This window comes from Stenotrophomonas sp. GD04024 (genome assembly GCF_029837545.1).
GTDB lineage: Bacteria > Pseudomonadota > Gammaproteobacteria > Xanthomonadales > Xanthomonadaceae > Stenotrophomonas > Stenotrophomonas forensis.
Genome location: NZ_JAOEDV010000051.1, coordinates 1 through 24,273, shown reverse-complemented (window position 1 = coordinate 24,273; position 24,273 = coordinate 1). Strand labels below are relative to the sequence as shown.

The window sequence follows — 24,273 nt, the reverse complement described above, 5'->3', positions numbered from 1 at the left end:
CCCTGCACGCATGGAACGCGAGCCTCCGCATCGCCCGCATGGCGCTGAACATCCTGCGCTGGACCGCGTCCGCCGCGAAGGCCGCTGGTGGTGGCTGCAGGCACGCCACGCGCGCCGGGTCTGGCGCTGGGCGCTGGTCGCCGCGCTGGCCGTGTTCGTGCTGCTGGTGCTGCTGCGCAAGCCGCTGGCCGACTGGTTCTGGGATGAGCCGCAGATCGAACAGTTGCTGGCCGAGGGTGACCGCGCACTCGCCGCGGGCCGGTTGAGCGCGGCCGATGGCAGTGGCGCACGCGAGCGCTACCAGGCGGTGCTGGCACTGGACGGTGATCGCCCGCAGGCGCGCGAAGGCCTGGCCCGAACCGCTGCGGCGGCACTGCAGCAGGCACGCGACAGGCTGCAGAACAACGATCTCGACGGTAGCGCGCAGGCACTGGCGTTGGCCCGCGAGCTGCTGGTGCCGCAGAGCGAAGCCGAAGCGGTTGCCCGCCAGCTGCAGGCGCGACGCAACGCGGGGGCCGGCATCGGCGCGCTGCTGGCACAGGCGCGCAATGCCTTTGCAGCAGGGCGGCTTGATGATGGCGACAGCAGTGCATTGCCGCTGTTCCAGCGCATCCTGGCAGTGCAGCCGGACAATCTGCCGGCGCTGGAGGGGCGCGAGGATGCCCTGAGCGATCTGTTGCAGCAGGCACGCACGCTGGCCGGGCGAGGGGAGCTGGCCGAGGCGGCTGCGATCATGCAGCGCGCCCGCCAGTTCGATGCCGGCCATGCCGACCTTCCGGCCAGCCAGGAGGCGCTGGCACGTGCCGTGGACCTGCGCCTGCGGCAGGCGCAGCGCGCGTTGCAGCGCCAGCAACTGGAAAATGCGGCGAAGGGCTTCCTGGCCGTACTGGCCGTGGCGCCGGAGGATCCCACGGCCCAGCGTGGCCGCGAGCAGGTGCTGCAGGCCGTGCAGGCGCGCAGCCAGAGCCAGGCCGACGATTTCCAGTTCGACGCAGCACAGCGTGATGCAGCGCTGGCCGAGGCGCTGGGTGCGTCGGCCGCGGCGCGCCAGCAGCTGGCGCAGCGCCTGCAACGTGCGCAGCAGGCACAGCGGTCGCTGCAACAGCCGGCGGCCAGCAACGCGCAACGCGAACGGCAGTTGCGCGAGCTGCTGCGCAGGATCGAGCGCGCCGAGCGCGCCGGGCAGTGGATCAGTCCGCCGGGACACAGCGCGTTCGACGCGCTGCGTGAAGCACAAGGCCTGGCGCCGCGCGATTCCCGGGTGAAAGCGGCCGCCGCGCGCCTGCTGCCCGCCAGCCGTGCCTGCTTCGATGACAACCTGCGGCAGAACCGGGTGCAGGCCGCGGGCGCCTGCCTGCAGGCCTGGCAGACCCTGTCGCCTACTGCGGTCGGGCTGCCTGCTGCCCGCCAGCGCCTGGCCCAGCGCTGGCTGGCGATCGGCAGTGAACGCCTGGGCAATGGTGATGTCGCCTTCGCCGAACGCGCCCTGCAGCAGGCCGCCGAGCTCGGTGCGGGTGCGTCCAGCAGCGAGTATCAACAGCTGCGGCAGCGCCTTCGCGATATCGGTGTGCCCTCGCCCTGAGCCCGCCGTTGCCGGCGGGTCGTTATAGTAGCCAGCCCCCGCTGCCCGCCCATGGAGTGCCGATGACCGTCCTTGTTTCCGGAGCCACCAGCCAGATCGGCCGGTTCCTGTTGCCGCGCCTGCTGCAGGTGCACGGCCAGGTGCAGGCGGTGAGCCGGCGGCCGCAACCGGCGCAGGACGGAGTGAACTGGCTGTGCGGGGATCTGGCCAGCGCGCTGGACAGCGTGCCGTCTGCCGAGTGGCAGGCGATTGCCAGTTTCGGGCCGCTGGAAGGGTTGGCGCAGTGGTTGTCGCGGCAGGCCCGCGCGCCGGCTCCACGGGTCATCGCCACCAGCTCGATGAGCGTGCTGAGCAAGCAGGATTCGGACCAGGCCGACGAGCAGGACGTGGTGGCGATGCTGCAGCGGGGCGAACAGGGCCTCATCGAGCAGGCCGAGCGCCTGGGCATGGCGTGGACGATCCTGCGGCCGACCCTGATCTATGGCGCCGGCATCGACCGCAGCATCACCCCGATCGTGCAGCGCGCGCTGCGCCTGCGCCTGTTCCCGATTCCGCGGGCCGAGGGCCTGCGCCAACCCGTGCATGCCGACGATATCGCCCGCGCGGTGGTGGCCTGCATCACCACCGGTGCGGCGTCGGCGCGGGTGCTGGAGATCGGCGGCGGTGAACGCCTGCCGTATCACGCGATGTTCCGCCGCGTGCACGCCAGCCTGGCGCAACCGACCTTGCCGCTGCCACTGCCGGGCTTTGCATTGCGTGGCCTGGCGGCGGTGCTGCCGCGCGCGCGCGGCCCGGTATCACGCCTGCAGCAGGACCTGGTCGCCGACAACGGTCCGCTGCTGGCGCTGCTGGGTGTACACCCGCGGCCGTTCAGGCCGGAGGCGGACATGTGGCAGCCGATGAGTGCCGCACAGGCGCTGCAGCGGATCGCAGCGCATCCCGGCAACCACTGACGGTGCAGATCCGCCCCCCGGCGGAGGCTCTGCTACCATCCTCGGCCTTGTTCCCCGCGAGTACGTTCCATGCCTGACGCGCCATCCGGATCGGCCCCCGCCGAGCGCATTGGCGTCGCGCTGTGCACCTACAACGGTGCACGCTACCTGCAGGCGCAGCTGGACAGCATCCTCGACCAGGATCTTCCGGTGAGCGAAGTGGTGATCGGCGATGATGGTTCCAGCGACCAGACGTTGCCGTTGCTGCAGGCCTTCGAGGTGCGCGCGCAGGCGCTGGGCATCCGGGTCGAGATCGCCCGGCACCCACGCAACCTCGGTTATGTCCGCAACTTTGCCGACGCGCTGCAGCGCTGCCAGGCCGACATCCTGTTCCTGTGCGACCAGGATGATGTCTGGCATCCGGGAAGGGTGCGCCGCTACGTGCAGCGCTTCCACGCCGAACCGGGCCTGATGCTGGTGCACAGCGATGCACGGCTGGTGGATGCGCAGGGCGCGCCGCTGGGCCAGCGGCTGCTGGAGGTGCTGGTGGTGCATCCGGCCGAAGTCGAACTGGAACGCTCGGGCCGTGCGATCGATGCCATCCTGCTGCGCAACTTCGTCACCGGCGCGACCTGTGCGCTGCGTCGTTCGCTGCTGCAGGGGGCGCTACCGGTACCGCCGGGCTGGAGCCACGACGAATGGCTGGCGGTGCACGCGTCGCTGCGTGGAGGCCTGGACATGCTGGCCGAGCCCACCATCGATTACCGGCAGCATGGCAACAACCAGATTGGCGCCAGCCGCCGTGGTTTCCTGCAGCGGCTGCGGCATCTCGATCTGTTCGACGGGAAGGCGCGGCAGCGTACTGCGGGGCGCCTGCTGGCCCTGGATGCCCTGCTGGTGCAGCGCGGTGTCCGCGTTGCACCTGAACGCTTCCAGGGTCTTTCCGCGCTGGCCTGGCGCATGGCCTGGTCGCGCCTGCAGCTGTATCGCCGGGCGGGCGTGCAGGCGCGCTGGATCGCTCACGACGCGCCGCGGCTGTTCGCACGCTTGGCCAATGTGTGCCTGGCCGGGGCAGGCTGGCGCGGCGTCCGCGCGGCGTTGGTGGGGGCGGCCGCGGGCTGGCGGGAGCCTCGCGCTGCTTGAACTGCAGTGAAACCGCAGGCCATCGCCCGCCAGCCACCACGGCGCCTGCGTTAGACTCGCCAGACCCTATCTGCCCGCAGCCCCAGTGCCCCGACGCTACGATTCCGACGACAACGACGATTTCGACGACGACCAGCAGGACGACAGCCCGCTGTGGCGGCGCCGGCTGATCACCTGGAGCATGGCTGCGGTCGCGTTGGGATTGGGTTTCCTGATTCCCTACACGCTGTACCTGAACCAGCAGGTGACCCAGCGTTTCGGTGAACTGCGCTGGCAGATCCCGACGCGGGTGTATGCGCGCCCGCTGGTGCTCACGCCCGGCAAGGCGATGGATGCGGCCACCCTGAAGACCGAGCTGGCTGCTTCGGCCTACCGCGATGACGGGCAGGGCAAGGAGCCGGCCACCTATGCGGTGAACGGTGGGCGCTTCGTCATCTCCAGCCGCGGCTACAACGACGTTGACGGCCGGGTCGCCCCGCGCCGGGTGGAGCTGTCGCTGGCCGATGGCGGCGTGGCCTCGCTGCGTGATGCCGACAACCGCAAGGCGCTGAAGGCCGCGCGGCTGGATCCGGCGCGCATCGCCACCCTGTACGGCCAGAAGCAGGAAGAACGCCGCCTGATCCGCATGGACGAGGCGCCGGACCTGCTGGTGACCGGCCTGCAGGCGGTGGAGGACAAGGATTTCAACCGTCACCACGGTATCGATCTGTCCGGCATCGCGCGCGCGGTATGGGTGACCATCCGCTCCGGTGGCCAGAGCCGCCAGGGCGCGTCCACGCTGACCCAGCAGCTGGCCCGCAGCGGCCTGCTCGGCATCGGCAAGGAACAGACGGTCACCCGCAAGTTCAACGAAGTGCTGTACGCGCTGATCATGGAAGCGCGTTACGACAAGCGCACCATCTTCGAGGCCTACCTCAACCAGGTGTACCTGGGCCAGCGTGGCAGCCAGGCCATCCACGGCATGTCCTCCGGTGCCGAGTTCTGGTTCGGCCGCGACCTGTCGTCGCTGGAAACCGAGCAGATCGCGCTGCTGATCGGCCTGGTCAAGGGCCCGTCCTTCTACGACCCGCGGCGCAATCCGGAACGCGCGCTGGATCGCCGCAACTTCGTGCTGGGCAAGCTGCACGAAGCCACGCTGATCGACGACGCCGAGTACCAGCGTGCGTTGAAGGCGCCGCTGGGCGTGCCGAAGACGCCGGGCCTGGTGGCGGCCAACCGCTTCCCGGCCTACGTCGACCTGGTCCGCCGCCAGCTGGGCCATGACTATCCGGAGTCGGCGCTGCAGGGCGCCGGCCTGAGCGTGATGACCGGCATGTCGCCGTCCGCGCAGGCCTACGCCGAAGGCGCGGTGACCCGTACCATCAAGTCGCTGGAAAGCAAGCGTCGCCCCGAACTGCAGGCCGGCATGGTGCTCACCGACGTGCACAACGGTGATGTGCTGGCGGTGATCGGCAGCCGCGAGGTCTCCGAGGTCGGCTTCAACCGCGCGATCGAGGCACAGCGTCCGGTCGGTTCGCTGCTCAAGCCGTTCGTGTACCTGCTGGCGCTGGCACAGCCGGACCGCTATTCGCTGGCCAGCTGGGTCGACGATTCCCCGGTGACCGTGCAGCTCGGCCGCGGCCGCAACTGGAACCCCGGCAACGCGGACAACCGCAGCCACGGCACGGTGCGCCTGATCGATGCGCTGGCCCATTCCTACAACCAGGCCACCGTACGCGTCGGCATGCAGGTTGGTCCCGAGCGCGTGACGCAGCTGATCCATGTACTGGCCGGCATCAAGGCGGAGGCGAATCCGGCGGTGATCCTCGGCTCGACCGACCAGAGCCCGTACGCGATGGCACAGCTGTACCAGTTCCTGGCGTCCGGCGGCGAGATCCAGCCGTTGCACGCGGTGCGTGGCGTGCTCGATCCGCAGGGCAAGCTGCTCAAGCGCTATGACAAGACGCCGGCACCGGCACAGGAGGGCGACTCGATCGCCGCCAACCTGATCAGCGTCGGGCTGCAGCAGGTGGTCGCCAGTGGTACCGCGCAGCGCCTCAACGCCGACGGCCTGGGCCGGCTGCAGCCGGCCGGCAAGACCGGTACCACCAATGATGGCCGTGACAGCTGGTACGCCGGTTACACCGGCGATCATCTGGCGGTGATCTGGATCGGCAACGACCAGAACGAACAGGCGGGCCTGTACGGTGCCACCGGTGCGATGAGGGTGTGGTCGGGTATTTTCCAGCGCCTGCCAAGTGCTCCGCTGCGTGTCAGCAACAAGGGCCTGGACTGGCAGTCGGTGGCGCCCACCGGCATCAACAGTACCGATGAAGGCTGCCCGGGCGCGCGTCGCTTCCCGTTCGTGGTGGGCTACGCGCCGGCCTATGCACCGTGCGCGCCGGCGGTATCGCCGGACGGGCAGGGTGGAACCGAGGGCGAAGGCGGTGGCTGGCGCAGCTGGTTCGGCCTGGACCGCAAGCCGGACGCCCCTGCGGAACCCGCCGCGGCCCCTCCTGCTGCCACTCCTCCTCCAAGCCGATGATGCCGATGAACATGCGATCCCTGCTGCAGCCCCTGGCCCTGACCGGCCTCAGCCTGGCCTTGGCCGCGTGCGTCAGCAGCGCACCGCCCGTGGCCAAGCCGCCGGTTGATACCACCACGCCGGCGCAGCGCCTGGCCGCCGTGGACGCAGCCGCCGGCCCGGACGACAAGGAGCTGTCGGTGCAGCCGCTGCGCGATTCGCAGGTGGAAGATCTGCGGGTGACCGCGCAGGCGCAGCGACAGGCCAATGATCTGGCCGCCGCGGCCAGCAGCCTGGACCATGCGCTGGAGATCGTGGCGGGTGATCCGGCGGTGCTGCAGGAACGTGCCGAGCTGGCGCTGCTGCAGGGCCAGTGGGCGCAGGCGGAGACATTCGCACGCAAGGCGATCGATCTGGGTTCGAAGACGGGGCCGCTGTGCCGCCGGCACTGGGCGACGATCGAGCAGTCGCGCCTGGCGCGCGGCGAGAAGGAGAATGCGGTGTCGGCGCATGCGCAGCTGGAAGGCTGCACCGTGCCGGGGATCAAGCGGTACTGAGTTTCCTGCCAACGGCGCAGCCCCTCGTGGCTGGCTGCTTGGCCGCGTAAGGCAAAAGCCGTGCTTGGCCGGGGGGGGGGGGGGGGGGGGGGGGGGGGGGGGGGGGGGGGGGGGGGCAGGCAGGACCGTTGGCGCCATGGATGGCGCCATCGAGCCCCCCAGGGATGGGTTTACGGCGTGTCCTGCCTGCCCGTCCCGGCCCGCCCAGCACGTAGAAACCCAGAGCCATGAACAAGCGACGTTGCCGTTGCCGCTGCTTGTGCTCTGGCTTGAAACGGGTGCCGGGCAGCGCCCGGCCGGGTATCCTTTCCTTCTGATGTCCGATCTTGTCCATGCCAGCCGCGAAGCCCTCAGCGACGGCGGCGCGCTCGCCTCGCACCTGGACGCCTTCGTCCCGCGTCCGGCGCAGTTGCGCCTGACCGAAGCCATCGCCGATGCGTTGCAGCAGCGCGATCTGCTGCTGGCCGAGGCCGGTACTGGTACCGGCAAGACCTTCGCCTACCTGGTGCCGGTGCTGCTGTCCGGGCTGCGTACCATCATCTCCACCGGTACCCGCGCGCTGCAGGACCAGCTCTACCACCGCGATCTGCCACGCGTGCGCCAGGCGCTCGGCGTCGGCCTGCGCAGCGCGCTGCTGAAGGGGCGTGCGAACTACCTGTGCCGTTATCGCCTGCAGCAGGCGCGTGGTGAGCCGCGGTTTTCCAGCCCCGAGCAGGCGGCGCAGTTCCAGCGCATCCTGGCCTGGTCCGGTCGTTCCGAGTTCGGTGACATCGCCGAGCTCGACGGGCTGGCCGACGACTCACCACTGCTGCCGATGGTCACCTCCACCGTCGACAACTGCCTGGGCACCGACTGCCCGTTCTGGGACGACTGCTTCGTGGTGCGTGCGCGGCAACGTGCGCAGGCGGCCGATGTGGTGGTGGTCAACCATCACCTGCTGCTGGCGGACCTGGCATTGAAGCAGGATGGCTTCGGCGAACTGCTGCCGGGGGCGCAGGCGTTCGTCATCGACGAGGCGCATCAGTTGCCCGAGTTGGCCGCGCAGTTCTTCGGCGAGGGGTTCGGCATGCGCCCGTGGCAGGAACTGGGCCGCGACTGCCTGGCCGAAGCGCGTGGCGTGGGCGGTGCGCAGTCGGCCTTGCAGGAACCGGTCGACCAGTTGCAGCAGGCGCTGCTGGCGTTGCGTGTAGCGATGGATGGCCTGCCATCGCGCGGCACGCAGTGGCGCGCACTGGCAATGCCACAGGTGCGCGACGGCTTCGATACGGTGATGGCGGGGCTGATGACGCTGGAGCAGGCACTGCAACCGCTGCGCGAAGCCGCCGCTGGCCTGGATGCCTGCCATGCGCGGGCGCGCGAAGCGGTCTCGCGGCTCAGCCGCTGGCTGGGCGATGATGAGCCCAGCCTGGATTTCGACACCGACGCTGCGGACGTGGCGGGTGCGGCGGATGTGCTCTGGTACGAGCTCACCCCGCGTGGTTTCCGCTGCCAGCGCACGCCGATGGATGTGTCCGGGCCGCTGCGCGAGCACCGTGAACGCAGCCGGGCGGCATGGATCTTCACCTCGGCTACGCTGACCGTAGGCGGTGGCTTTGATCACATCGCGACGCGGCTGGGCCTGGACGATCCGCACACCCTGGTCCAGCCGAGCCCGTTCAACTGGCCCGAGCAGGCGTTGTGCTACCTGCCCGAAGGCCTGCCCGATCCGGCCGCGCGTGGCTTCGGCACTGCGTTGATCCAGGCCCTGCGGCCGGTGCTGCAGGCGTCGCAGGGCAGGGCATTCCTGCTGTTCGCGTCGCATCGCGCCCTGCGCGAGGCCGCCGAAGCGCTGCGCGACGGGCCGTGGCCGTTGTTCGTGCAGGGCGAGGCACCGCGCGCGACCCTGCTGCAGCGCTTCCGCGAATCGGGCAATGGCGTGCTGCTCGGCTCGGCCAGTTTCCGCGAGGGCGTGGACGTGGTCGGCGAAGCGTTGAGCGTGGTGATGATCGACAAGCTGCCCTTCGCCGCTCCGGACGACCCGGTGTACGAGGCGCGGCTGGAGGCGATCCGCAGCCAGGGCGGCAACCCGTTCCGCGACGAGCAGCTGCCGCAGGCGGTGATCGCGCTGAAGCAGGGCGTCGGTCGCCTGATCCGCAGCGAGAGCGACCGCGGGGTGCTGGTGCTGTGCGATCCGCGCCTGCTCAACCGCGGCTATGGCCGGGTCTTCCTCGATTCGCTGCCGCCGTTCCGCCGTACCCGCAGCCTGGCCGATGTGCAGGCCTTCTTTACGCCACAATGGGCACCCGTGGCCGATGATGCCGTTCCGGCCACCGCTGCGGCGGGCCCGGATCTGGCGCCCGGCGCCACGTTCCCCCTGTTCTGACCTGATCCGATGAAACTGCTCGCCTTTGAAACCGCCACCGAAGCCTGTTCCGTTGCCCTGCATGTCGATGGGCAGGTGCTGGAACGTTTCGAGATCGCCCCGCGCCGGCATGCCGAGCTGAGCCTGCCGTGGGCGGAGGCGCTGCTGGCCGAAGCCGGCATCAGCCGCCGCCAGCTGGATGGCATCGCGCTCAGCCGCGGCCCCGGTGCGTTCACTGGCGTGCGCCTGGCCATCGCCATTGCCCAGGGCATCGCGCTGGCGCTGGACCGCCCGCTGCTGCCGGTGTCGACGCTGCAGGTGCTGGCGCTGCGGGCGCCGGCAGAAGAAACGCAGATCCTGTCGGCGATCGATGCGCGGATGGGCGAACTGTATGTCGCACGCTTCGAACGCGTGGACGGCCTGCCGGTTGCATGCGATGCCGAGCGCGTGTGCGCACCGGCTGCGGTGGCGTTGCCGGAAGGGCTGTCGGCCTACGGCGTCGGTACCGGGTTCGGCGCGACCGAAGGCGCTCTGGTGGCACAACTGGGGGCGGGCCTGCGCGGTTTTGATGCCACTGCACTACCGCGTGCGTCGGATGTGCTGGCGCTGGCGGTACCGGCCTTCGCGCGCGGTGAGGCCATTGCACCGGAGAAGGTCGAACCGGCGTACCTGCGCGACAACGTGGCGCTGACCCTGGTCGAGCAGCAGGCCGCGCGCGAGGCGAAGGCGAAGGCCAACGGCTGAGCCCCTCGTGGCGGGCGCGAAGGCACATGCCGTGGTTTGGCCGGGCGGGTGGGCTGCGCAGGGGGCGCTGCAAGTACATCCATGTAAGCTCGGTCGCCGCATCCATGCGGCTCACGCCCCTGCGCAGCCCACCCGCCCGGCCACGGACAGTTTCCGTGTGCGTCCGCCACGGAAAATCAAAAAAAATCAAAGTCAAAAGCGGGTCGCTTCGCTCGCATCCACGCGTGGCGTGGATGTGTGTCGACCAAGGTCGACACCTACCAACAGCGGAGCGGGACGCGATGCGCCGGGATCTGTCAGCGGTGGGGCGGTGTGGGCTTGCAGGACCGTTGGCGCCATGGATGGCGCCATCGAGCCCCCATGGGTGAGGGCGCTTTGCTTGCGAAGCACTGCTTCGCAAGCGCCCGAACGCCCAGCCGCCAGCGGCTGGGCCGGACCCCGGAGGGGGGTTCACGGCGTGTCCTGCAAGCCCACACCGCCCCGCCAAGCCCAACATCCCGACCGCTGCTGTTGACGTTGACGTTGACGTTGACTTTGCTTCGCAGCGGGTCCCGGGCCGCAGGCCCGGGCAGCAAAACCCTATCGATCGTCGTGCAGGGTGCCACCGGGCAGGAATACCCACGTGCGGGTGACCTGCAGGATGTCGATCGCATCGTCTGTCTTCGGCAACGGCGGGAACGGCTGCGCCAGCTTCACCACCCGCAGCGCCGCCTCATCCAGCAAGGGCGTGCCGCTCGAACGCAGGATCCGGCTGCTCTCCACGCTGCCATCGCGGCGCACGCCCACGCTGATCACCACCTGGCCACCGAGGCGGCGCTGCCGGGCCTCGTCCGGATAGTTCAGGTTGCCCACCCGCTCGGCACGGTCGACCCACGCACGCAGGTAATTGGCATAGGCATATTCCCGCGTGCTGGCCGACACGAACTTGCGGTTCGGGCGCTTGGCGTACTGCGCCGAACGCAGGTGCACCTCGGCCGCCAGTCGCGCCATTTCCACGTCGCGCTGCTCACGTGCGCTCAGCGGCGCATCCGGTTCGGGCTGCTCCGGCGTGGGCCGCGCCTGCGCCTGCGCCACCGTGTCCTGGCCATTGCGGCTGCTGACCACGCGTGCCTGCGGCGGCGGAGCCGGCGCGGCCGATTGTTGCTGCTGCGGCACCGGGCTCACCCCGGCCTGGGCCTGCGGCACGATGCCGGCCTGGTTGTCGCGCGGGCGCTGCGCACGGTCGTGCTCACCACCGCCTTCCTGGCTGGCCGCGGCAAGGAAGTCGGCCTGCTTCGGGGTCAGCGCGGTGCGGGTCTGGCTGAAGATCACCTCCAGCGTCGGCACCAACGGCGCATCGCCCTTCACCGCAAAGCCCACGCCCAGGATCAGCAGGGCGTGCACCACGACCGACAGCGCGATGGTCGCTCCCAGCCGCTGCGCTTCGCGCGGTGGCGGGGGCAGCACGGCAGGTGCGGCAGCCATCAGCGCAGGCCGGCCTCGAGCGCGTCGAACAGGGTGCCGGCAATGTTCAGGCCGTACTGGGCATCCAGCTCGCGCACGCAGGTCGGGCTGGTCACGTTGACTTCGGTCAGGTAATCGCCAATCACGTCCAGGCCGACGAAGCGCATGCCACGGCGCTTCATCTCCGGGCCGACCTGGGCGGCGATCCAGCGGTCGCGCTCGCTCAGCGGACGGCCTTCGCCACGGCCGCCGGCGGCCAGGTTGCCGCGGAACTCGTCGCCCTGCGGAATGCGTGCCAGGCAGTAGTCGACCGGCTCGCCGTCGACCAGCAGGATGCGCTTGTCGCCGGCCGTGATGTCGGGAATGAACTTCTGGGCCAGCGCCAGCTTGCGGCCGCCGTCGGTCAGCGTTTCCAAAATCACGTTCAGGTTCGGATCGCCCTGGCCGCTGCGGAAGATCGAGCGGCCGCCCATGCCGTCCAGCGGCTTCAGCACGGCCTGGCCGTGTTCCAGCGCGAACGCTTTCAGCGCCTTGGCGTCTCGGCTGACCAGGGTCGGCGGGCAGCACTGCGGGAACAGCAGGGCGGCCAGCTTCTCGTTGTAGTCGCGCAGGCCCTGCGGGTTGTTGACCACGCAGGCGCCGGCGGCAGCCGCCACGTCCAGCACCTGGGTGTCGTAGATGTACTCGGCGTCGACCGGCGGGTCCTTGCGCATCAGTACGATCTGGCCGGGGCCGAACTCGGTACGGCTGAACGTGCCCAGCTCGTACCAGCCGGACGGGTCGTCGCGCACCTGCAGCGGCGCGGTCTGGGCCACCGCCACACCCCCTTCCAGGGCCAGGCCGCCCGGGCGCACGTAGTGCAGGGCATGGCCGCGGCGCTGGGCTTCCAGCAGCATGGCGAAAGTGGTGTCCTTGGCGATCTTGATGTGGGCGATGGGGTCCATCACCACGATGACGTTCAACGGCATGGGCGCACCTGTCAGGCAAGGCGTTGATGGTAGCGGCAACGCCGGCCGCGCGCCTCCCTGCCGCACTGCAACGCAGCGTCCGCCCGGCGGCAGCGCAATCATTGCGAACCCCGTCACGTTCAGCCGGCCGCCACCCCCTGCGCGGTGGGCCGGCCTTGAAGCGGGCGCGGAAAGTGCGATATAGATACGCTTTCGTAGCGGCCCCCGCCAGAGAACGGGCCGTGCGCTTGGGGATAGGCAATGACTGAAAACACGACTGCGGGCGGGGAACTCGCAGGACTCCGGGTGATGGTCATCGATGATTCGAAGACCATCCGCAGGACTGCGGAAACGCTGCTCAAGCGCGAAGGCTGCGAGGTGGTCACCGCCACCGACGGCTTCGAAGCGCTTGCCAAGATCGCAGACCAGCAACCGCAGATCATCTTCGTCGACATCATGATGCCGCGCCTGGACGGGTACCAGACGTGTGCGCTGATCAAGGGCAACCAGCTGTTCAAGGCGACCCCGGTGATCATGCTGTCGTCCAAGGACGGCCTGTTCGACAAGGCGCGGGGACGCATCGTCGGCTCGGAGCAATACCTGACCAAGCCTTTCACGCGTGAAGAACTGCTGGGTGCCATCCGCACATACGTCAACGCCTGACCAGGGGGGAAAGGCACAATGGCTCGTATCGTTCTGATCGAGGATTCACCGACCGACCGCGCGGTGTTCACCCAGTGGCTGCGCCGTGCCGGCCATGAAGTGCTGGAAGCGGACAACGCCGAGGATGGACTGCAGCTGGTCCGCGACCAGGTGCCGCAGCTGGTGCTGATGGACGTGGTGCTGCCCGGCATGAGCGGCTTCCAGGCGACCCGGGCCATGGCCCGCGACGCGGCGATCAAGCATATCCCGGTGATCATCGTCAGTACCAAGGCGATGGAAACCGACAAGGCGTGGGGCCTGCGCCAGGGCGCGGCCGACTACATCGTCAAGCCGCCGCGCGAGGATGAACTGATCGCGCGGATCAACGAACTGGTGGCCTGATGCGCTCGCCCTTCGACATCCTTGAGGCCTACGAACGGCGCAGCCTGGCCCACGCGGTGCAGCTGCCCGAACGGCAGTTCGCCCTGGACCTGTGGCGTGGCGTCGGTTACCGCGTCGGCCAGCGCCGGCTGGTATCCGATTTCCGCGAAGTGGTGGAAATCGTGCCGATGCCGCCGGTGACCCCGGTGCCGTGTGCACAGCCGTGGCTGCTGGGCGTGGGCAACCTGCGCGGCAACCTGTTTCCGGTGGTCGACCTGAAGTACTTCCTGGAAGGCACACGCACCGTGCAGCAGGAAGGCCAGCGCGTGCTGATCATGCGCCAGGCCGGCGGCGACGTCGCGCTGACCATCGATGAACTGTTCGGCCAGCGCAGCTTCGAGCTCGACCAGCAGATCGCGGCCGGCACGCTGGCCGAAGGGCGCTACGGCCATTTCGTCGATCGCGCCTTCCATGCCGACGGCCACGACTGGGGCGTGTTCTCGCTCTCGCTGCTGTCGCGTACCCCTGAATTCCGGCAAGCCGCGGCCTGAGGCCGGGCATCGCCCCCTGCATTGAAGATCGAGGTTGAACGATGAGTACTGCTTCGGACGCCACCAAATCCGGCAAGCTGCGGCTGGGCGGCAGCAACCTCTGGCTGTTCCTGCTGCTGGCATCGATGATCCTGTTCGGCGTCAACACCGGCGTCGCCACCTGGCAAGGCAGCCGCCTGGCGGACGCCGGTTCCAAGGCTGCCGACCTGCAGGTGCTGTCACAGCAGCTGGCCAACCAGGGCCGTGACGCCGTCGGCGGCAACGCGCAGGCGTTCACCGCCTTCAAGGCGACCCGCAACGCGATCGAGCAGAACGTGTCGACCCTGCAGGGGCGCTACGGCAAGGAGCCGGGCGTGTCCGGTGCCATTGCCACGCTGGGCGAGACCTGGGCGCCGCTGGGCAAGCAGGCCGGGCAGCTGGTTGCCAGCGAGCCGGCGGTGCTGGCCCTGGCCGGCAACGCCAACAACTTCACCGGCGCAGTGCCGGGCCTGCAGGCCCAGCTGAACGAGCTGGTGCGTGCGATGTCCGCCTCCGGCGCACCGTCGGCGCAGGTGTACAGCGCACTGCAGCAGGTGGTGGTGGCCGGTTCGATGGCCCGCCGCGTGACTGAAATGCGGGCCGGTGGCAGCGCCGCGGCCACCGCCGGTGACGCGCTGGCCCGCGACATCACCGTGTTCTCGCAGGTGCTCGACGGCCTGCGCAACGGCAACGACGAACTGGGCGTCACCGCCGTACGCGGTGCCGCCGCCATCGCCGCGCTGGAACAATCGCAGCAGAAGTGGGAGGCGATGAAGCAGGACGCCGATGCGATCCTGGCCAGCTCGCGTCAGCTGTTCGCCGCGCAGTCGGCCGCCACCGCGCTGGGCCAGGGTTCGGCGCACATGCTGGATGACAGCCGCAAGCTGTTCGAAGCGTTCTCCTCGTTCGGCTCGGTGTCCGATACCCGCCTGTTCCCGAATTTCTGGATCGGCGTGGTGTCCGGCGCGCTGTCGCTGATCGCGATCATCGGCTTCGTTTCCACCAACGTGCGCAGCCGCTCGCGCGAGCAGGAACTGCGCTACCAGACCCAGGTGGAGTTCAACAGCCGCAACCAGCAGGCGATCATGCGCCTGCTGGATGAAATCTCCTCGCTCGGCGAGGGCGACCTGACGGTGAAGGCCTCGGTGACCGAGGACATGACCGGCGCCATCGCCGACGCAATCAATTACGCGGTCGACGAACTGCGCCACCTGGTGACCACCATCAACGACACCTCGGCCAAGGTCGCGCTGTCTACCCAGGAGACCCAGGCGACCGCCATGCAGCTGGCAGAGGCGGCGGGCCACCAGGCCAACCAGATCACCTCGGCTTCGGACCGCATCGGCGAAATCGCGGCGAGCATCGAGCAGGTGTCGCGCAACTCGGCCGAATCGGCCGACGTGGCACAGCGCTCGGTGGTGATCGCCGCCGAGGGTGCCGGCGTGGTACGCGAGACCATCCAGGGCATGGACCAGATCCGCGACCAGATCCAGGAAACCTCCAAGCGCATCAAGCGCCTGGGCGAGTCGTCGCAGGAAATCGGCTCGATCGTGGAACTGATCAACGACATTTCCGAGCAGACCAACATCCTGGCGTTGAACGCCGCCGTGCAGGCCGCCTCGGCGGGCGAGGCCGGTCGCGGTTTCGCGGTCGTGGCCGACGAAGTGCAGCGCCTGGCAGAACGTACCTCGGGTGCGACCCGACGCATCGAAAACCTGGTGCAGGCGATCCAGGCCGACACCAACGAAGCGGTCACCTCGATGGAGCAGACCACCGCCGAAGTGGTGTCCGGTGCGCGCCTGGCTGAGGATGCGGGCACAGCGCTGACCGAGATCGAGCGCGTGTCCAATGCACTGAACACCCTCATCAAGAACATCTCCATCGCCGCCCAGCAGCAGTCCGCGGCGGCCTCGGACATCACCCGCACCATGGGCGTGATCCGGCAGATCACCGGCCAGACCTCGCAGGGTGCCGGGCAGACCGCCGAATCGATCGGCCACCTGGCGCAGCTGGCGGCCGACCTGCGTCGTTCGGTCGCCGACTTCAAGCTGCCGGCGTGACGCGGGCAGGGCGGCGAGCAAGGAACCCCTCGATGAAGCATTTCCATTTCCCACGCCAGAATTCGCGCGGCCCCCGCGCGGCGGCGACCGGAGCGCGTCCATGAGCAGTCTGCGCGATGCGATGAGCCACGCGGCGCTGGGCTGGGTCAAGCCCGAGCTGGACGAGACCCTGCGCCAGGTGCGCAACGAGGTCGAGTACTACGCGGAAGACCCCAGCGATGCCAGCCGCATGCGCATCTGCGCCGGCTTCCTGCACCAGGTGCAGGGCACCCTGCGCATGGTCGAGCTGTACGCCCCGGCGATGGTGGCCGAAGAGCTTGAACAGCTGGCCAATGCCATTGGTGCTGGCCGCGTCGCTGATCGTGACGAAGCCTGCGCGACGCTGATGCGCGGCAGCGTGCTGCTGCCCGATTACCTGGAACGCCTGCAGAACGGCCACCGCGATATTCCGATCGTGCTGATGCCGCTGCTCAACGAGATCCGCGCCGCGCGTGGCGAGGACGGCGTGCACGACAGCGTGTTGCTGGCGTTCGCACCGGACAGCGTCACCGCCACCGAGGCCGAGCTGGACCATGCCCGTGGCAGCCTTAGCGGACGCAACCGCGAACTGCTGGATACCGTCGGCAGCGCGGTGAAGGAAGAACTGCTGCGCATCAAGGATGCGCTGGATCTGCACCTGCGTACCGGCGGTGCACCGGAGCAGCTGCAGACCCAGGCCAACGAACTGGGCGCGGTGGCCGATACCCTGGGCATGATGGGCCTGGGCGTGGCCCGTGGCGTGGTCGTGCAGCAGCGCGACGCGTTGCGCGGCGTGGTCGAGGGCCGCCAGCAGATCGACGAGAACCTGCTGCTGGATATTGCCGGCGCGCTGCTCTACGTGGACGCCTCGCTGGACGACCAGGTGGCCCATCTGGGCGCCGGCGGCAGTGGCGAGGACGACCCGAGCGCGGTCGAGAACCGGCGCACGGTGGAAGTGCTGGCGCACGAAGCGATCGCCAACTTCGCGGCGGCGCGCGAACACTTCGTCGCCTTCATCGAAACCAGCTGGAACCATGCCGAGCTGCAGGACGTGCCGCGCCTGCTGGGCGATGTGGCCGGCGCACTGCGCATGCTCGACCTGGGCACGGCGGCCGACTACCTGCGCGGTGTGCAGCAGTACATCGAGGCCGAGTTGATCGGGCGCCAGCGCGTGCCCAGCGGTCGTCAGCTGGACACCCTGGCCGACGCCATGGCCAGCCTGGAGTACTACTTGGAAGCCCTGCGCGACCGTCGTCCGGGTCGTGAGGACATCCTCGACATCACCCGCAGCAGCCTCGAGGCGCTGCGCTACTGGCCGCTGCCGGACCGCAACGCGGTCGAGCCGGCACCGTTCGCGGCACAGCCGGTCGAACGTGAGCCGGTTGCGCTGCAGGCCGAGGCCCTGCAGCCGGAGCGCATCGAGATTCCGGTGCAGCCGGCCGCGCCTGCGGCAGGCACCGTGCCGGTGCCGCTGCCGGACTTCACTTTCGATCCGTCACCGGTCGCACCCGCGCCAGAGGTTGTCGACAACCGCCTGATGTTCGGTGCGCTGGGCTCCGCCGCGATCGACGCCGCTACCGCGCCGCTGTCGTTGCAGGACGACGCGGAGGCACCGCTGGTCTTTGCCGCTTCCAGTGCGCCCGCACCCGACGTCCCGCAATGGGATCTTGCGCCGTTCCATCCGGATGCCGACCCGCTCGCATCTGCCGATGATGAGCGCAGCCCGACCTTTGCCAGCTTTGATCCGGTCAGCTTCGAACAGGACGATGCAGGGCAGGGCGCTGCGGCACAGTGGACGCTTTCGGAGGCCGTGCCGTCGGCACGGGCGGATGCGGTCGCTGTCGACGCCGACGAGGACGCAGACGCGACGGCAGGAATCGACGCCGATGCGTATGCCGCGCCGGTGTTCGATCCGGTGGCCGCCGAGCACGACGCTGTGGCGGCGCACGACGACGTGGTGTTCCGCTTCGACGCCGACGCGTTGGACAACGCCGATGATGTGCTGTCGCTGCATGCGATGGAGACGCTGTCGCTGGACGACGATGCCGGGCTGCACCCGTCGCTGGAAGTCGTCGACGCCAGCCCGGCAACGGTGGCGGACGAGGCTCCGGCGGTTGCCGGACTGGACGCCGCGCCTGTGGATGCACCCGCGGTCTCGGTGATCGACATCGACACCATCGCACCAATCGATTTCAGCGAAGCCGACGCGCAGTTCTTCGCCGAGCTGAGCGCGGCCGCCGCAGACTTCAATCCGCAGGCCGTGGCTGCACCGACCGTTGCCGAAGCGTCCGTTGCGACGGATGCCGAGGCCGGCTTCGAAGCAGGCTTCGACGATGACGCCGAGAACATCGACGAGGACATCCGCGAGGTGTTCCTGGAAGAGTTCGACGACGAACTGGCCAATCTCGGCACCTTGCTGCCGGCATGGCGCATGCAGCCGGACAACATGGACCGGCTGCGGCCGATCCGCCGCATCTTCCACACCCTCAAGGGCAGTGGCCGCCTGGTCGGTGCACGCACCCTGGGCGAGTTCGCGTGGAAGATCGAGGGCATGCTCAACCGGGTGCTCGATGGCAGCCGCCCGGCCTCGCCGGCGGTGCTGGCCATGGTCGACAACGCGCATGCCGCGCTGCCGCAGCTGAACGCCGCGCTGCGCCACGGCCAGCGCATCAGCGTGGACCTGCAGGCCATGCAGGCCATTGCCGATCGTGTCGGCGCCGGTGAAGAGACCTACTACGTGCCGCTGCCGGTTGCAGCTGCACCGGTGGCACCCGTGCTCGAGACCGAGGCCGAAGGCGAGGACGAGATCAGCCGCATTCTCGAAGCCGAAGCGATTGCATCGGTACACACCGACGCTGAGGCGGCACCCGAGGCTGTGGGCACGCCCGCCAACATCGACAGCGTGCTGCGCGAGATCCTCGAAGCCGAAGTGGAAGTGCACCAGGCGACCCTGCAGGGCTGGCTGCTTTCGGCGCAGCAGGCACCGCAGCCGGTCAGCGACGCGCTGCTGCGCGCGGTGCACACCATGAATGGCGCCTTCGCGATGACCGAAGTGCCGGAAATCACCGCCGTCACCGGCGGCGCCGAGTCCTACATCAAGCGTGCACTGGCCGCCGATGTGGTGCCGGGTGACGAAGGCGTGGCCGCGCTGGACGCGACCGCGCAGGCGATCACCGCGACCATGGAAGCCTTGCAGGCCGAGCAGCCGCGGATTGCACCGCAGGAAGCACTGGTGCAGCGCCTGCAGGCGCTGGCCGGCGAACTGCCGGAAGCGCGCTGGCCGATGGTCGGGCTGGAAGACGAAGACGACGATCTGGCGCTGGAGGCCGAAGCAGCGTCTGGCGCCGCAGCCGATGCGCAGGCTGCCGAGGTGCCGGATGCTGCCGCAGCCGAAGCTGACGAGCCGGTGCTGGAACCGCGTGCTGCCGAAGTGCAGGCAGCGGAGAGCACGGACGCGATCGGCGCGGGCCTGGATGCCGCTGAGCTGACCGGCAGCGATGATCTGTCGCGCTACTTCGATGCCGGATGGCCGGCGGTGCCGGCTGAGGGCGACGCAGCCAGTGTGGATATCGGGTCGATTGAATCGATCCAGCCGGTCGAGCATGCGCCGCTTGCAGCAGTGGCCGAAGCGGACGACGCACCGGCGCCGGACGCCGAAGCCGACCTGACCGCTGCAGACGATCTGTCGCCGTACCTCGACGCCAGCGCGCTGCCGGTGGATGACCGCGACGCCGATGAACTGCCTGTGGTCGCAGAAGCTGTCGCAATCGACCTGAATACGCAGTCGTCCGCCGACGGACTGGACAGCGAAGACCGCTTCATCGACGAAGCTGCTGCACTGCCACTCGACAGCGGGCTGTCGAGCCTGCAGGATGAAATGGCTGCGCCGGGTTTTGCAGAACCGGTCACACTGGCAGCCGCGCTCGAGGCCGGCCTGCACGTGATCGACGAAGAGCAGACCCTGGACGACGACGGGCAGTGGCCCGTGCTCGGCCTCCAGGCCAGCGAACTCGCGCCAGGCGAGGCGTACGCCTTTGCCGAGGATGCGGACGTCGGCGGGGAGGCGGCGGTCGGTGAAGGAGAGAGCGCCGACCAGCCGTCCCCGGCGACGGTGGATGGGCACCCCGCGGTGGATGTCGCCGCGCCGGTGCGCTTCTTCGAACTCGAAGAAGCACCGGGCCAGGCCACCGTGCCTGCCGACGTCGAGCCGGTCGAGATCGACCTCGTGCCCAGCGCACCGGTCCATGTTGAAGCGGTTGACGGGGAAGAAGGCACGGACAGCGCCGAGGCACTCGACTTCAGCGTGTATGACCGCGAGCTGGTCGACATCTTCGTCGAGGAAGGCAAGGACCTGCTGGATCATTGCGATGGCCTGATCAGCGAACTGCGCGATGCGCCGCAGGACCGCGAGGTGCTGGCCGGCCTGCAGCGCGACCTGCATACCCTGAAGGGTGGCGCACGCATGGCCGGCATCAATGCCATCGGCGACCTTGGCCACAGCATCGAATCGTTGCTGGAAGCGGTGGCCGCCGGCCGCACCGAGATCGAGCGCCGTGACGTGCAGCTGCTGGAACGTGGCTTCGATCGCCTGCACCAGCTGCTCACCCGTACCGGTGCCCATCGCGTGGTCGAGCCGGCGCAGGACCTGGTCGACGCCTTCGACGTCCGCACCACCACCGATATCGCCGCCGCCGCCGCGGCCGTCCACGCGGTCAGCGTGGGCCAGAGCGTACCCGCGCCGGCAGACAGCCCGTCGACCGCCGTGGTCGACGCTCCTCTGTCGGCACCGCTGCCGATCGAAGGCATGGTCGAAGAAGACCCGCTGGCGCGACCGCAGCAGGAACAGGTGCGCGTGCGCGCCGACCTGCTCGACCGCCTGGTCAACCACGCCGGTGAAGTGGCGATCTACCGTTCGCGGCTTGAGCAGCAGCTCGGTGCCTTCCGCGGCGCCATGGGCGAACTGGAGCGCACCAATGCGCGACTGCGCGACCAGCTGCGCCGCCTCGATCTGGAAACCGAGGCGCAGATCGTGGCCCGCTACCAGCGCGAGCAGGACCAGGCCGACCAGAAGTTCGATCCGCTGGAGCTGGACCGCTTCTCCACGCTGCAGCAGCTGAGCCGCGCACTGAACGAATCGGCGGCCGACCTTGGCGGCCTGCAGGGCGTGCTCGACGACCTGTCGCGCCAGTACGACTCGCTGCTGCAGCAGCAGTCGCGCGTCAGTTCGGAACTGCAGGATGGCCTGATGCGCGCGCGCATGGTGCCGTTCGATGGCCTGGTGCCGCGCCTGCGCCGGGTGGTCCGCCAGTCGGGCCTGGACACCGGCAAGCAGGTTCACCTGACCCTGGAAGGCACCCACGGCGAACTGGACCGCAACGTCCTCGACCGCATGGTCGCGCCGCTGGAGCACATGCTGCGCAACTCCGTGGCCCATGGCCTGGAAGCACCGGAACAGCGCCGCGCCGCCGGCAAGCCGGAGGAAGGCGAGATCGCCATCCGCCTGCACCGCGAAGGTTCGGAAATCGTGCTGGAAGTGGCCGACGACGGCGCCGGCCTGGACCGCGAAGCGATCCGCCGCCGCGCCATCGACCGTGGCCTGCTGGCCGCCGATGCGCAGCCGAACGAGCAGGAGCTGGACAACCTGATCTTCGCTTCCGGCTTCACCACCGCCGACCAGGTCAGCCAGCTGGCGGGCCGTGGCGTGGGCATGGACGTGGTGCGCAACGAGGTCCGCCAGCTCGGTGGCTCGGTCGACATCCAGTCGGTACGCGGCCAGGGCGTGCGCTTCACCCTGCGCCTGCCGCAGACGCTGGCCGTCACCCAGGCGGTGTTCGTGCAGATCGGCGAAACCACCTTCGCGGTGCCGGTCGCCTCGGTCAGTGGTATCGGCCGCCTGTCGCGCGAGCGCTTTGAAGCGGCCGACAGCAGCTACCGCTACAGCGGCGAAGACTACCCGCTGTACGACCTTGGCACCCTGGTCGGCCAGGCCCCGGCGCGTGCCGACGGCCAGGACCAGGTGCCGCTGCTGCTGGTCCGCGCCGGCGACCTGCGTGCCGCCGTGGCGATCGACCAGGTGCTGGGCAACCGTGAAATCGTGGTCAAGCCGGTCGGCCTGCAGATTGCTTCGGTGCCAGGTATCTACGGTGCCACCATCACCGGCGATGGCCGCGTGGTGGTGATCCTCGACGTTGCACCGCTGGTGCGTCGTTTCCTGGCCAACCCGACGCTGCCGGTGCTGGCCAACGCACCGCGCCAGGAGCGCCAGGTGCCGCTGGTGATGGTGGTCGACGACTCGCTGACCATGCGAAAGGTCACCGGCCGCATCCTCGAACGCCACAACTTCGAGGTCAGCGTTGCCCGCGACGGCGTGGAAGCGCTGGAGCGCCTGGAAGAGCGCGTGCCCGACCTGATGCTGCTGGACATCGAAATGCCGCGCATGGATGGCTACGAGCTCGCCACCGCCATGCGTGCTGACCCGCGCTACAGGGAGGTGCCGATCGTGATGATCACCTCGCGCAGCGGCGACAAGCACCGCCAGCGCGCCTTCGAGATCGGTGTCCAGCGCTACCTGGGCAAGCCTTACCAGGAACTGGACCTGATGCGTAACGTGTACGACCTGCTGGGGATCGCCCGTGTCCGTGAGTGAAGTCCATCCGGCCCCGGCCGTCGCCCTGCTGGCCCGCCCGGGTGCGGCGCGTGAGCGCCTGCGCGAGGCACTGTCGCACGCCGATGTGCAGCTGGTGCTGGAAGACGACCCGAACGGCCTGGAGCCGCAGCTGCTGCAGGATGCCCGTCCGCAGATCGTGGTGATCGCCCTGGAGGCGGCCATCGAGGATGCGCTGGAGCGCCTTGAGCCCGTGCTGTCCGCGCCGGGCCTGACCCTGGTGTTCGACGAGGCCGAACTGGCGGCGCGCCGGGATGGCTGGGACGCGCAGCGCTGGGGCCGGCATCTGGCGGCCAAGCTGCATGGTCACCAGCAGGTGCTGCCGCCCGGCGCCGAGGAAGAACCCAGCCTGCAGCTGGAGCCGGGCCATCCGGTACCGGCCCCGGCGCCGCAGGAAGAAGCCCTGCAACCGCATCTGGAGCAGGCGCTGAGCTGGGCCGACGGTGTGCCGGCTGACACCCTGTACTCGCCGCCGGCGCACCTGCACGAACCGGTCGCCCTGGAACAGGCATTGGCTGCGTTGCAGCCGGTGCTGCCCGAACCGCTGGAAGCACCGGCCCTGCCATCGCCTCCGGTGGCCGCACCGGTGGCCGCGGCCGCACCGCCGATGTCCTTCGACCATACCGCGTGGTCGCTGGTCGATGACGTGGCGGATGCACCGGCCGCCGCTGCCCACGGCGCTTCGATGGAAGCGCCGTTGCCTTCGTTCGATACCGATCACCTGAGCCTGGTCGACCTGGATGCTGCGGCACCGGCCGGCGCGCGCGCCGGTTCGCTGCTGGTGCTGGCGGGTATCGGCGGGCCGGATGCCCTGCGCCGCCTGCTGGGTGCGCTGCCACCTGCGCTGAGCGTGCCGGTGCTGGTGCACATGCGCCTGGATGGCGGTCGTTACGGCAACCTGGTCAAGCAGATGGCACGCGTGTCGCCGTTGCCGGTGCAGCTGGCCGAAGCCGGCCAGCGCGCCGTACCCGGTGAAGTGCACGTGCTGGCCGACGACATCGGTGTGCAGGCGGCCAGCGACGGCCTGCATTTCCTCAGCGATGCCGCCGGTATCTCGATTGCAGCGTTGCCGGCCGAGTACACCGCGCTGGTGCTGCTCAGCGGCGCCGACCTGGCCCACGTCGGGCCGGCGCTGGACCTCGCCGCTGCCGGGGCCTGGGTGGCCGGGCAGGTGGGCGAGGGCTGCTATGACCCGGCGGCGGCCACCGCTGTCGTTGCCGCCGGCATGGTTGCCGGTGAACCGCAGGAACTGGCGCAGGCCATCGCCGCGCGCTGGGGTGAGCAGGATGACAACGGAGAGGCACCATGAGCTACGCCAGCAATGATGAAATCCGCGGCGTCCTGATCCAGGCCGGCAGCGAACGCGTGCTGCTGCCCAACGCTACGGTGGCGGAAATGATGTCGCGCGTGCCGGTGCAGCCGATTGCCGATGCACCGCGCTGGCTGGTCGGCGAGATCGGCTGGCATGGCTGGCAGGTGCCACTGGTATCGTTCGCGCGGCTTTCCGGGCTGGGCGAGGAAGCCGTGGGCGGCCACAACAAGGTGGTGGTGCTGAAGGCGCTGTCCGGCAACGCGCAGCGTCCCTATTACGCGCTGCTGACGCAGAACTTCCCGCAGCTGATCTCGGTGCCGCGTGACGGCCTGCTGGCTGACGCCTCCGAGGAAACCCTGCCGCAGATCGTGCACATGCGCGTGCTGCTGGGGGAGCAGAGCGCGCTGCTGCCGAACCTGGACGCGCTGGAAGCCG

16 protein-coding genes are annotated in these 24,273 nt (G+C 69.4%); 14 read left to right on the top strand and 2 right to left on the bottom strand.

The annotated features are described in order from the left end of the window. The first annotated feature begins 10 nt into the window (after positions 1 to 10). From N7590_RS15350 to tsaB, 7 genes are all read left to right on the top strand, one after another. Positions 11 to 1,582, top strand: a complete 1,572-nt coding sequence (locus N7590_RS15350; protein WP_164242800.1) for a hypothetical protein — start codon at positions 11 to 13, stop codon at positions 1,580 to 1,582. A gap of 62 nt (positions 1,583 to 1,644) precedes the next feature. Then, positions 1,645 to 2,535, top strand: a complete 891-nt coding sequence (locus N7590_RS15345) for an NAD-dependent epimerase/dehydratase family protein (RefSeq protein ID WP_164242799.1) — start codon at positions 1,645 to 1,647, stop codon at positions 2,533 to 2,535. Between the two features lie 69 nt (positions 2,536 to 2,604). Next, the gene (locus tag N7590_RS15340) at positions 2,605 to 3,657 is read left to right on the top strand and encodes a glycosyltransferase family 2 protein (RefSeq protein ID WP_279935710.1); all 1,053 of its coding nucleotides are present in this window, start codon (positions 2,605 to 2,607) and stop codon (positions 3,655 to 3,657) included. A gap of 85 nt (positions 3,658 to 3,742) precedes the next feature. Further along, entirely contained in the window at positions 3,743 to 6,181 is a 2,439-nt protein-coding gene (gene mrcB, locus N7590_RS15335; RefSeq protein ID WP_053511710.1) for a penicillin-binding protein 1B, read from the top strand. Positions 6,182 to 6,192: 11 nt separating this feature from the next. Continuing rightward, positions 6,193 to 6,717 (top strand): hypothetical protein, encoded by a 525-nt coding sequence (locus N7590_RS15330; protein WP_053511711.1) that lies wholly within the window; start codon positions 6,193 to 6,195, stop codon positions 6,715 to 6,717. Between the two features lie 316 nt (positions 6,718 to 7,033). Continuing rightward, the gene (locus N7590_RS15325) at positions 7,034 to 9,079 is read left to right on the top strand and encodes an ATP-dependent DNA helicase (protein WP_164242996.1); all 2,046 of its coding nucleotides are present in this window, start codon (positions 7,034 to 7,036) and stop codon (positions 9,077 to 9,079) included. A gap of 9 nt (positions 9,080 to 9,088) precedes the next feature. After that, the gene (gene tsaB, locus N7590_RS15320) at positions 9,089 to 9,802 is read left to right on the top strand and encodes a tRNA (adenosine(37)-N6)-threonylcarbamoyltransferase complex dimerization subunit type 1 TsaB (protein ID WP_164088090.1); all 714 of its coding nucleotides are present in this window, start codon (positions 9,089 to 9,091) and stop codon (positions 9,800 to 9,802) included. A gap of 579 nt (positions 9,803 to 10,381) precedes the next feature. Here tsaB and N7590_RS15315 read toward each other — a convergent pair. Both N7590_RS15315 and gshB read right to left on the bottom strand, forming a co-directional pair. Then, on the bottom strand, positions 10,382 to 11,266 hold the full coding sequence (locus tag N7590_RS15315; protein WP_053450548.1) for an energy transducer TonB: 885 nt from the start codon (positions 11,264 to 11,266) through the stop codon (positions 10,382 to 10,384). Further along, positions 11,266 to 12,213 carry a glutathione synthase gene (gene gshB, locus N7590_RS15310; RefSeq protein WP_053450547.1) on the bottom strand — a complete coding sequence of 316 codons (948 nt, stop codon included), beginning with the start codon at positions 12,211 to 12,213 and terminating at the stop codon, positions 11,266 to 11,268. The genes N7590_RS15315 and gshB overlap by 1 nt, the downstream gene beginning before the upstream one ends. A gap of 240 nt (positions 12,214 to 12,453) precedes the next feature. Here gshB and pilG point away from each other — a divergent pair, with 240 nt between their 5' ends. From pilG to N7590_RS15275, 7 genes are all read left to right on the top strand, one after another. Further along, on the top strand, positions 12,454 to 12,855 hold the full coding sequence (pilG, locus tag N7590_RS15305; RefSeq protein ID WP_005418455.1) for a twitching motility response regulator PilG: 402 nt from the start codon (positions 12,454 to 12,456) through the stop codon (positions 12,853 to 12,855). Between the two features lie 18 nt (positions 12,856 to 12,873). Then, positions 12,874 to 13,236 carry a response regulator gene (locus N7590_RS15300; RefSeq protein WP_005410717.1) on the top strand — a complete coding sequence of 121 codons (363 nt, stop codon included), beginning with the start codon at positions 12,874 to 12,876 and terminating at the stop codon, positions 13,234 to 13,236. Continuing rightward, positions 13,236 to 13,766 carry a chemotaxis protein CheW gene (locus N7590_RS15295; RefSeq protein ID WP_006464979.1) on the top strand — a complete coding sequence of 177 codons (531 nt, stop codon included), beginning with the start codon at positions 13,236 to 13,238 and terminating at the stop codon, positions 13,764 to 13,766. Before N7590_RS15300 ends, N7590_RS15295 begins: the two co-directional genes overlap by 1 nt. 41 nt (positions 13,767 to 13,807) lie before the next feature. Then, positions 13,808 to 15,844: a methyl-accepting chemotaxis protein gene (locus N7590_RS15290; protein ID WP_164241746.1), complete on the top strand. Its 2,037-nt coding sequence runs from the start codon at positions 13,808 to 13,810 to the stop codon at positions 15,842 to 15,844. Between the two features lie 100 nt (positions 15,845 to 15,944). After that, entirely contained in the window at positions 15,945 to 22,508 is a 6,564-nt protein-coding gene (locus tag N7590_RS15285) for an Hpt domain-containing protein (protein WP_164241745.1), read from the top strand. After that, positions 22,495 to 23,835, top strand: coding sequence for a chemotaxis protein CheB (locus tag N7590_RS15280; RefSeq protein WP_164241744.1), 1,341 nt, complete (start codon positions 22,495 to 22,497; stop codon positions 23,833 to 23,835). The genes N7590_RS15285 and N7590_RS15280 overlap by 14 nt, the downstream gene beginning before the upstream one ends. Further along, the coding region (locus tag N7590_RS15275) for a chemotaxis protein CheW (RefSeq protein WP_279935709.1) at positions 23,832 to 24,273 on the top strand (442 nt) is incomplete at its 3' end. The genes N7590_RS15280 and N7590_RS15275, both read left to right, overlap by 4 nt.

Bases quoted from the DNA above. Each gene is read 5' to 3' on its own strand.
- N7590_RS15350 (WP_164242800.1), top strand. From the start codon at position 11: ATGGAACGCGAGCCTCCGCATCGCCCGCATGGCGCTGAACATCCTGCG.
- N7590_RS15345 (WP_164242799.1), top strand. From the start codon at position 1,645: ATGACCGTCCTTGTTTCCGGAGCCACCAGCCAGATCGGCCGGTTCCTG.
- N7590_RS15340 (WP_279935710.1), top strand. From the start codon at position 2,605: ATGCCTGACGCGCCATCCGGATCGGCCCCCGCCGAGCGCATTGGCGTC.
- N7590_RS15330 (WP_053511711.1), top strand. From the start codon at position 6,193: ATGCGATCCCTGCTGCAGCCCCTGGCCCTGACCGGCCTCAGCCTGGCC.
- N7590_RS15325 (WP_164242996.1), top strand. From the start codon at position 7,034: ATGTCCGATCTTGTCCATGCCAGCCGCGAAGCCCTCAGCGACGGCGGC.
- tsaB (WP_164088090.1), top strand. From the start codon at position 9,089: ATGAAACTGCTCGCCTTTGAAACCGCCACCGAAGCCTGTTCCGTTGCC.
- N7590_RS15315 (WP_053450548.1), bottom strand. From the start codon at position 11,266: ATGGCTGCCGCACCTGCCGTGCTGCCCCCGCCACCGCGCGAAGCGCAG.
- gshB (WP_053450547.1), bottom strand. From the start codon at position 12,213: ATGCCGTTGAACGTCATCGTGGTGATGGACCCCATCGCCCACATCAAG.
- pilG (WP_005418455.1), top strand. From the start codon at position 12,454: ATGACTGAAAACACGACTGCGGGCGGGGAACTCGCAGGACTCCGGGTG.
- N7590_RS15300 (WP_005410717.1), top strand. From the start codon at position 12,874: ATGGCTCGTATCGTTCTGATCGAGGATTCACCGACCGACCGCGCGGTG.
- N7590_RS15295 (WP_006464979.1), top strand. From the start codon at position 13,236: ATGCGCTCGCCCTTCGACATCCTTGAGGCCTACGAACGGCGCAGCCTG.
- N7590_RS15290 (WP_164241746.1), top strand. From the start codon at position 13,808: ATGAGTACTGCTTCGGACGCCACCAAATCCGGCAAGCTGCGGCTGGGC.
- N7590_RS15285 (WP_164241745.1), top strand. From the start codon at position 15,945: ATGAGCAGTCTGCGCGATGCGATGAGCCACGCGGCGCTGGGCTGGGTC.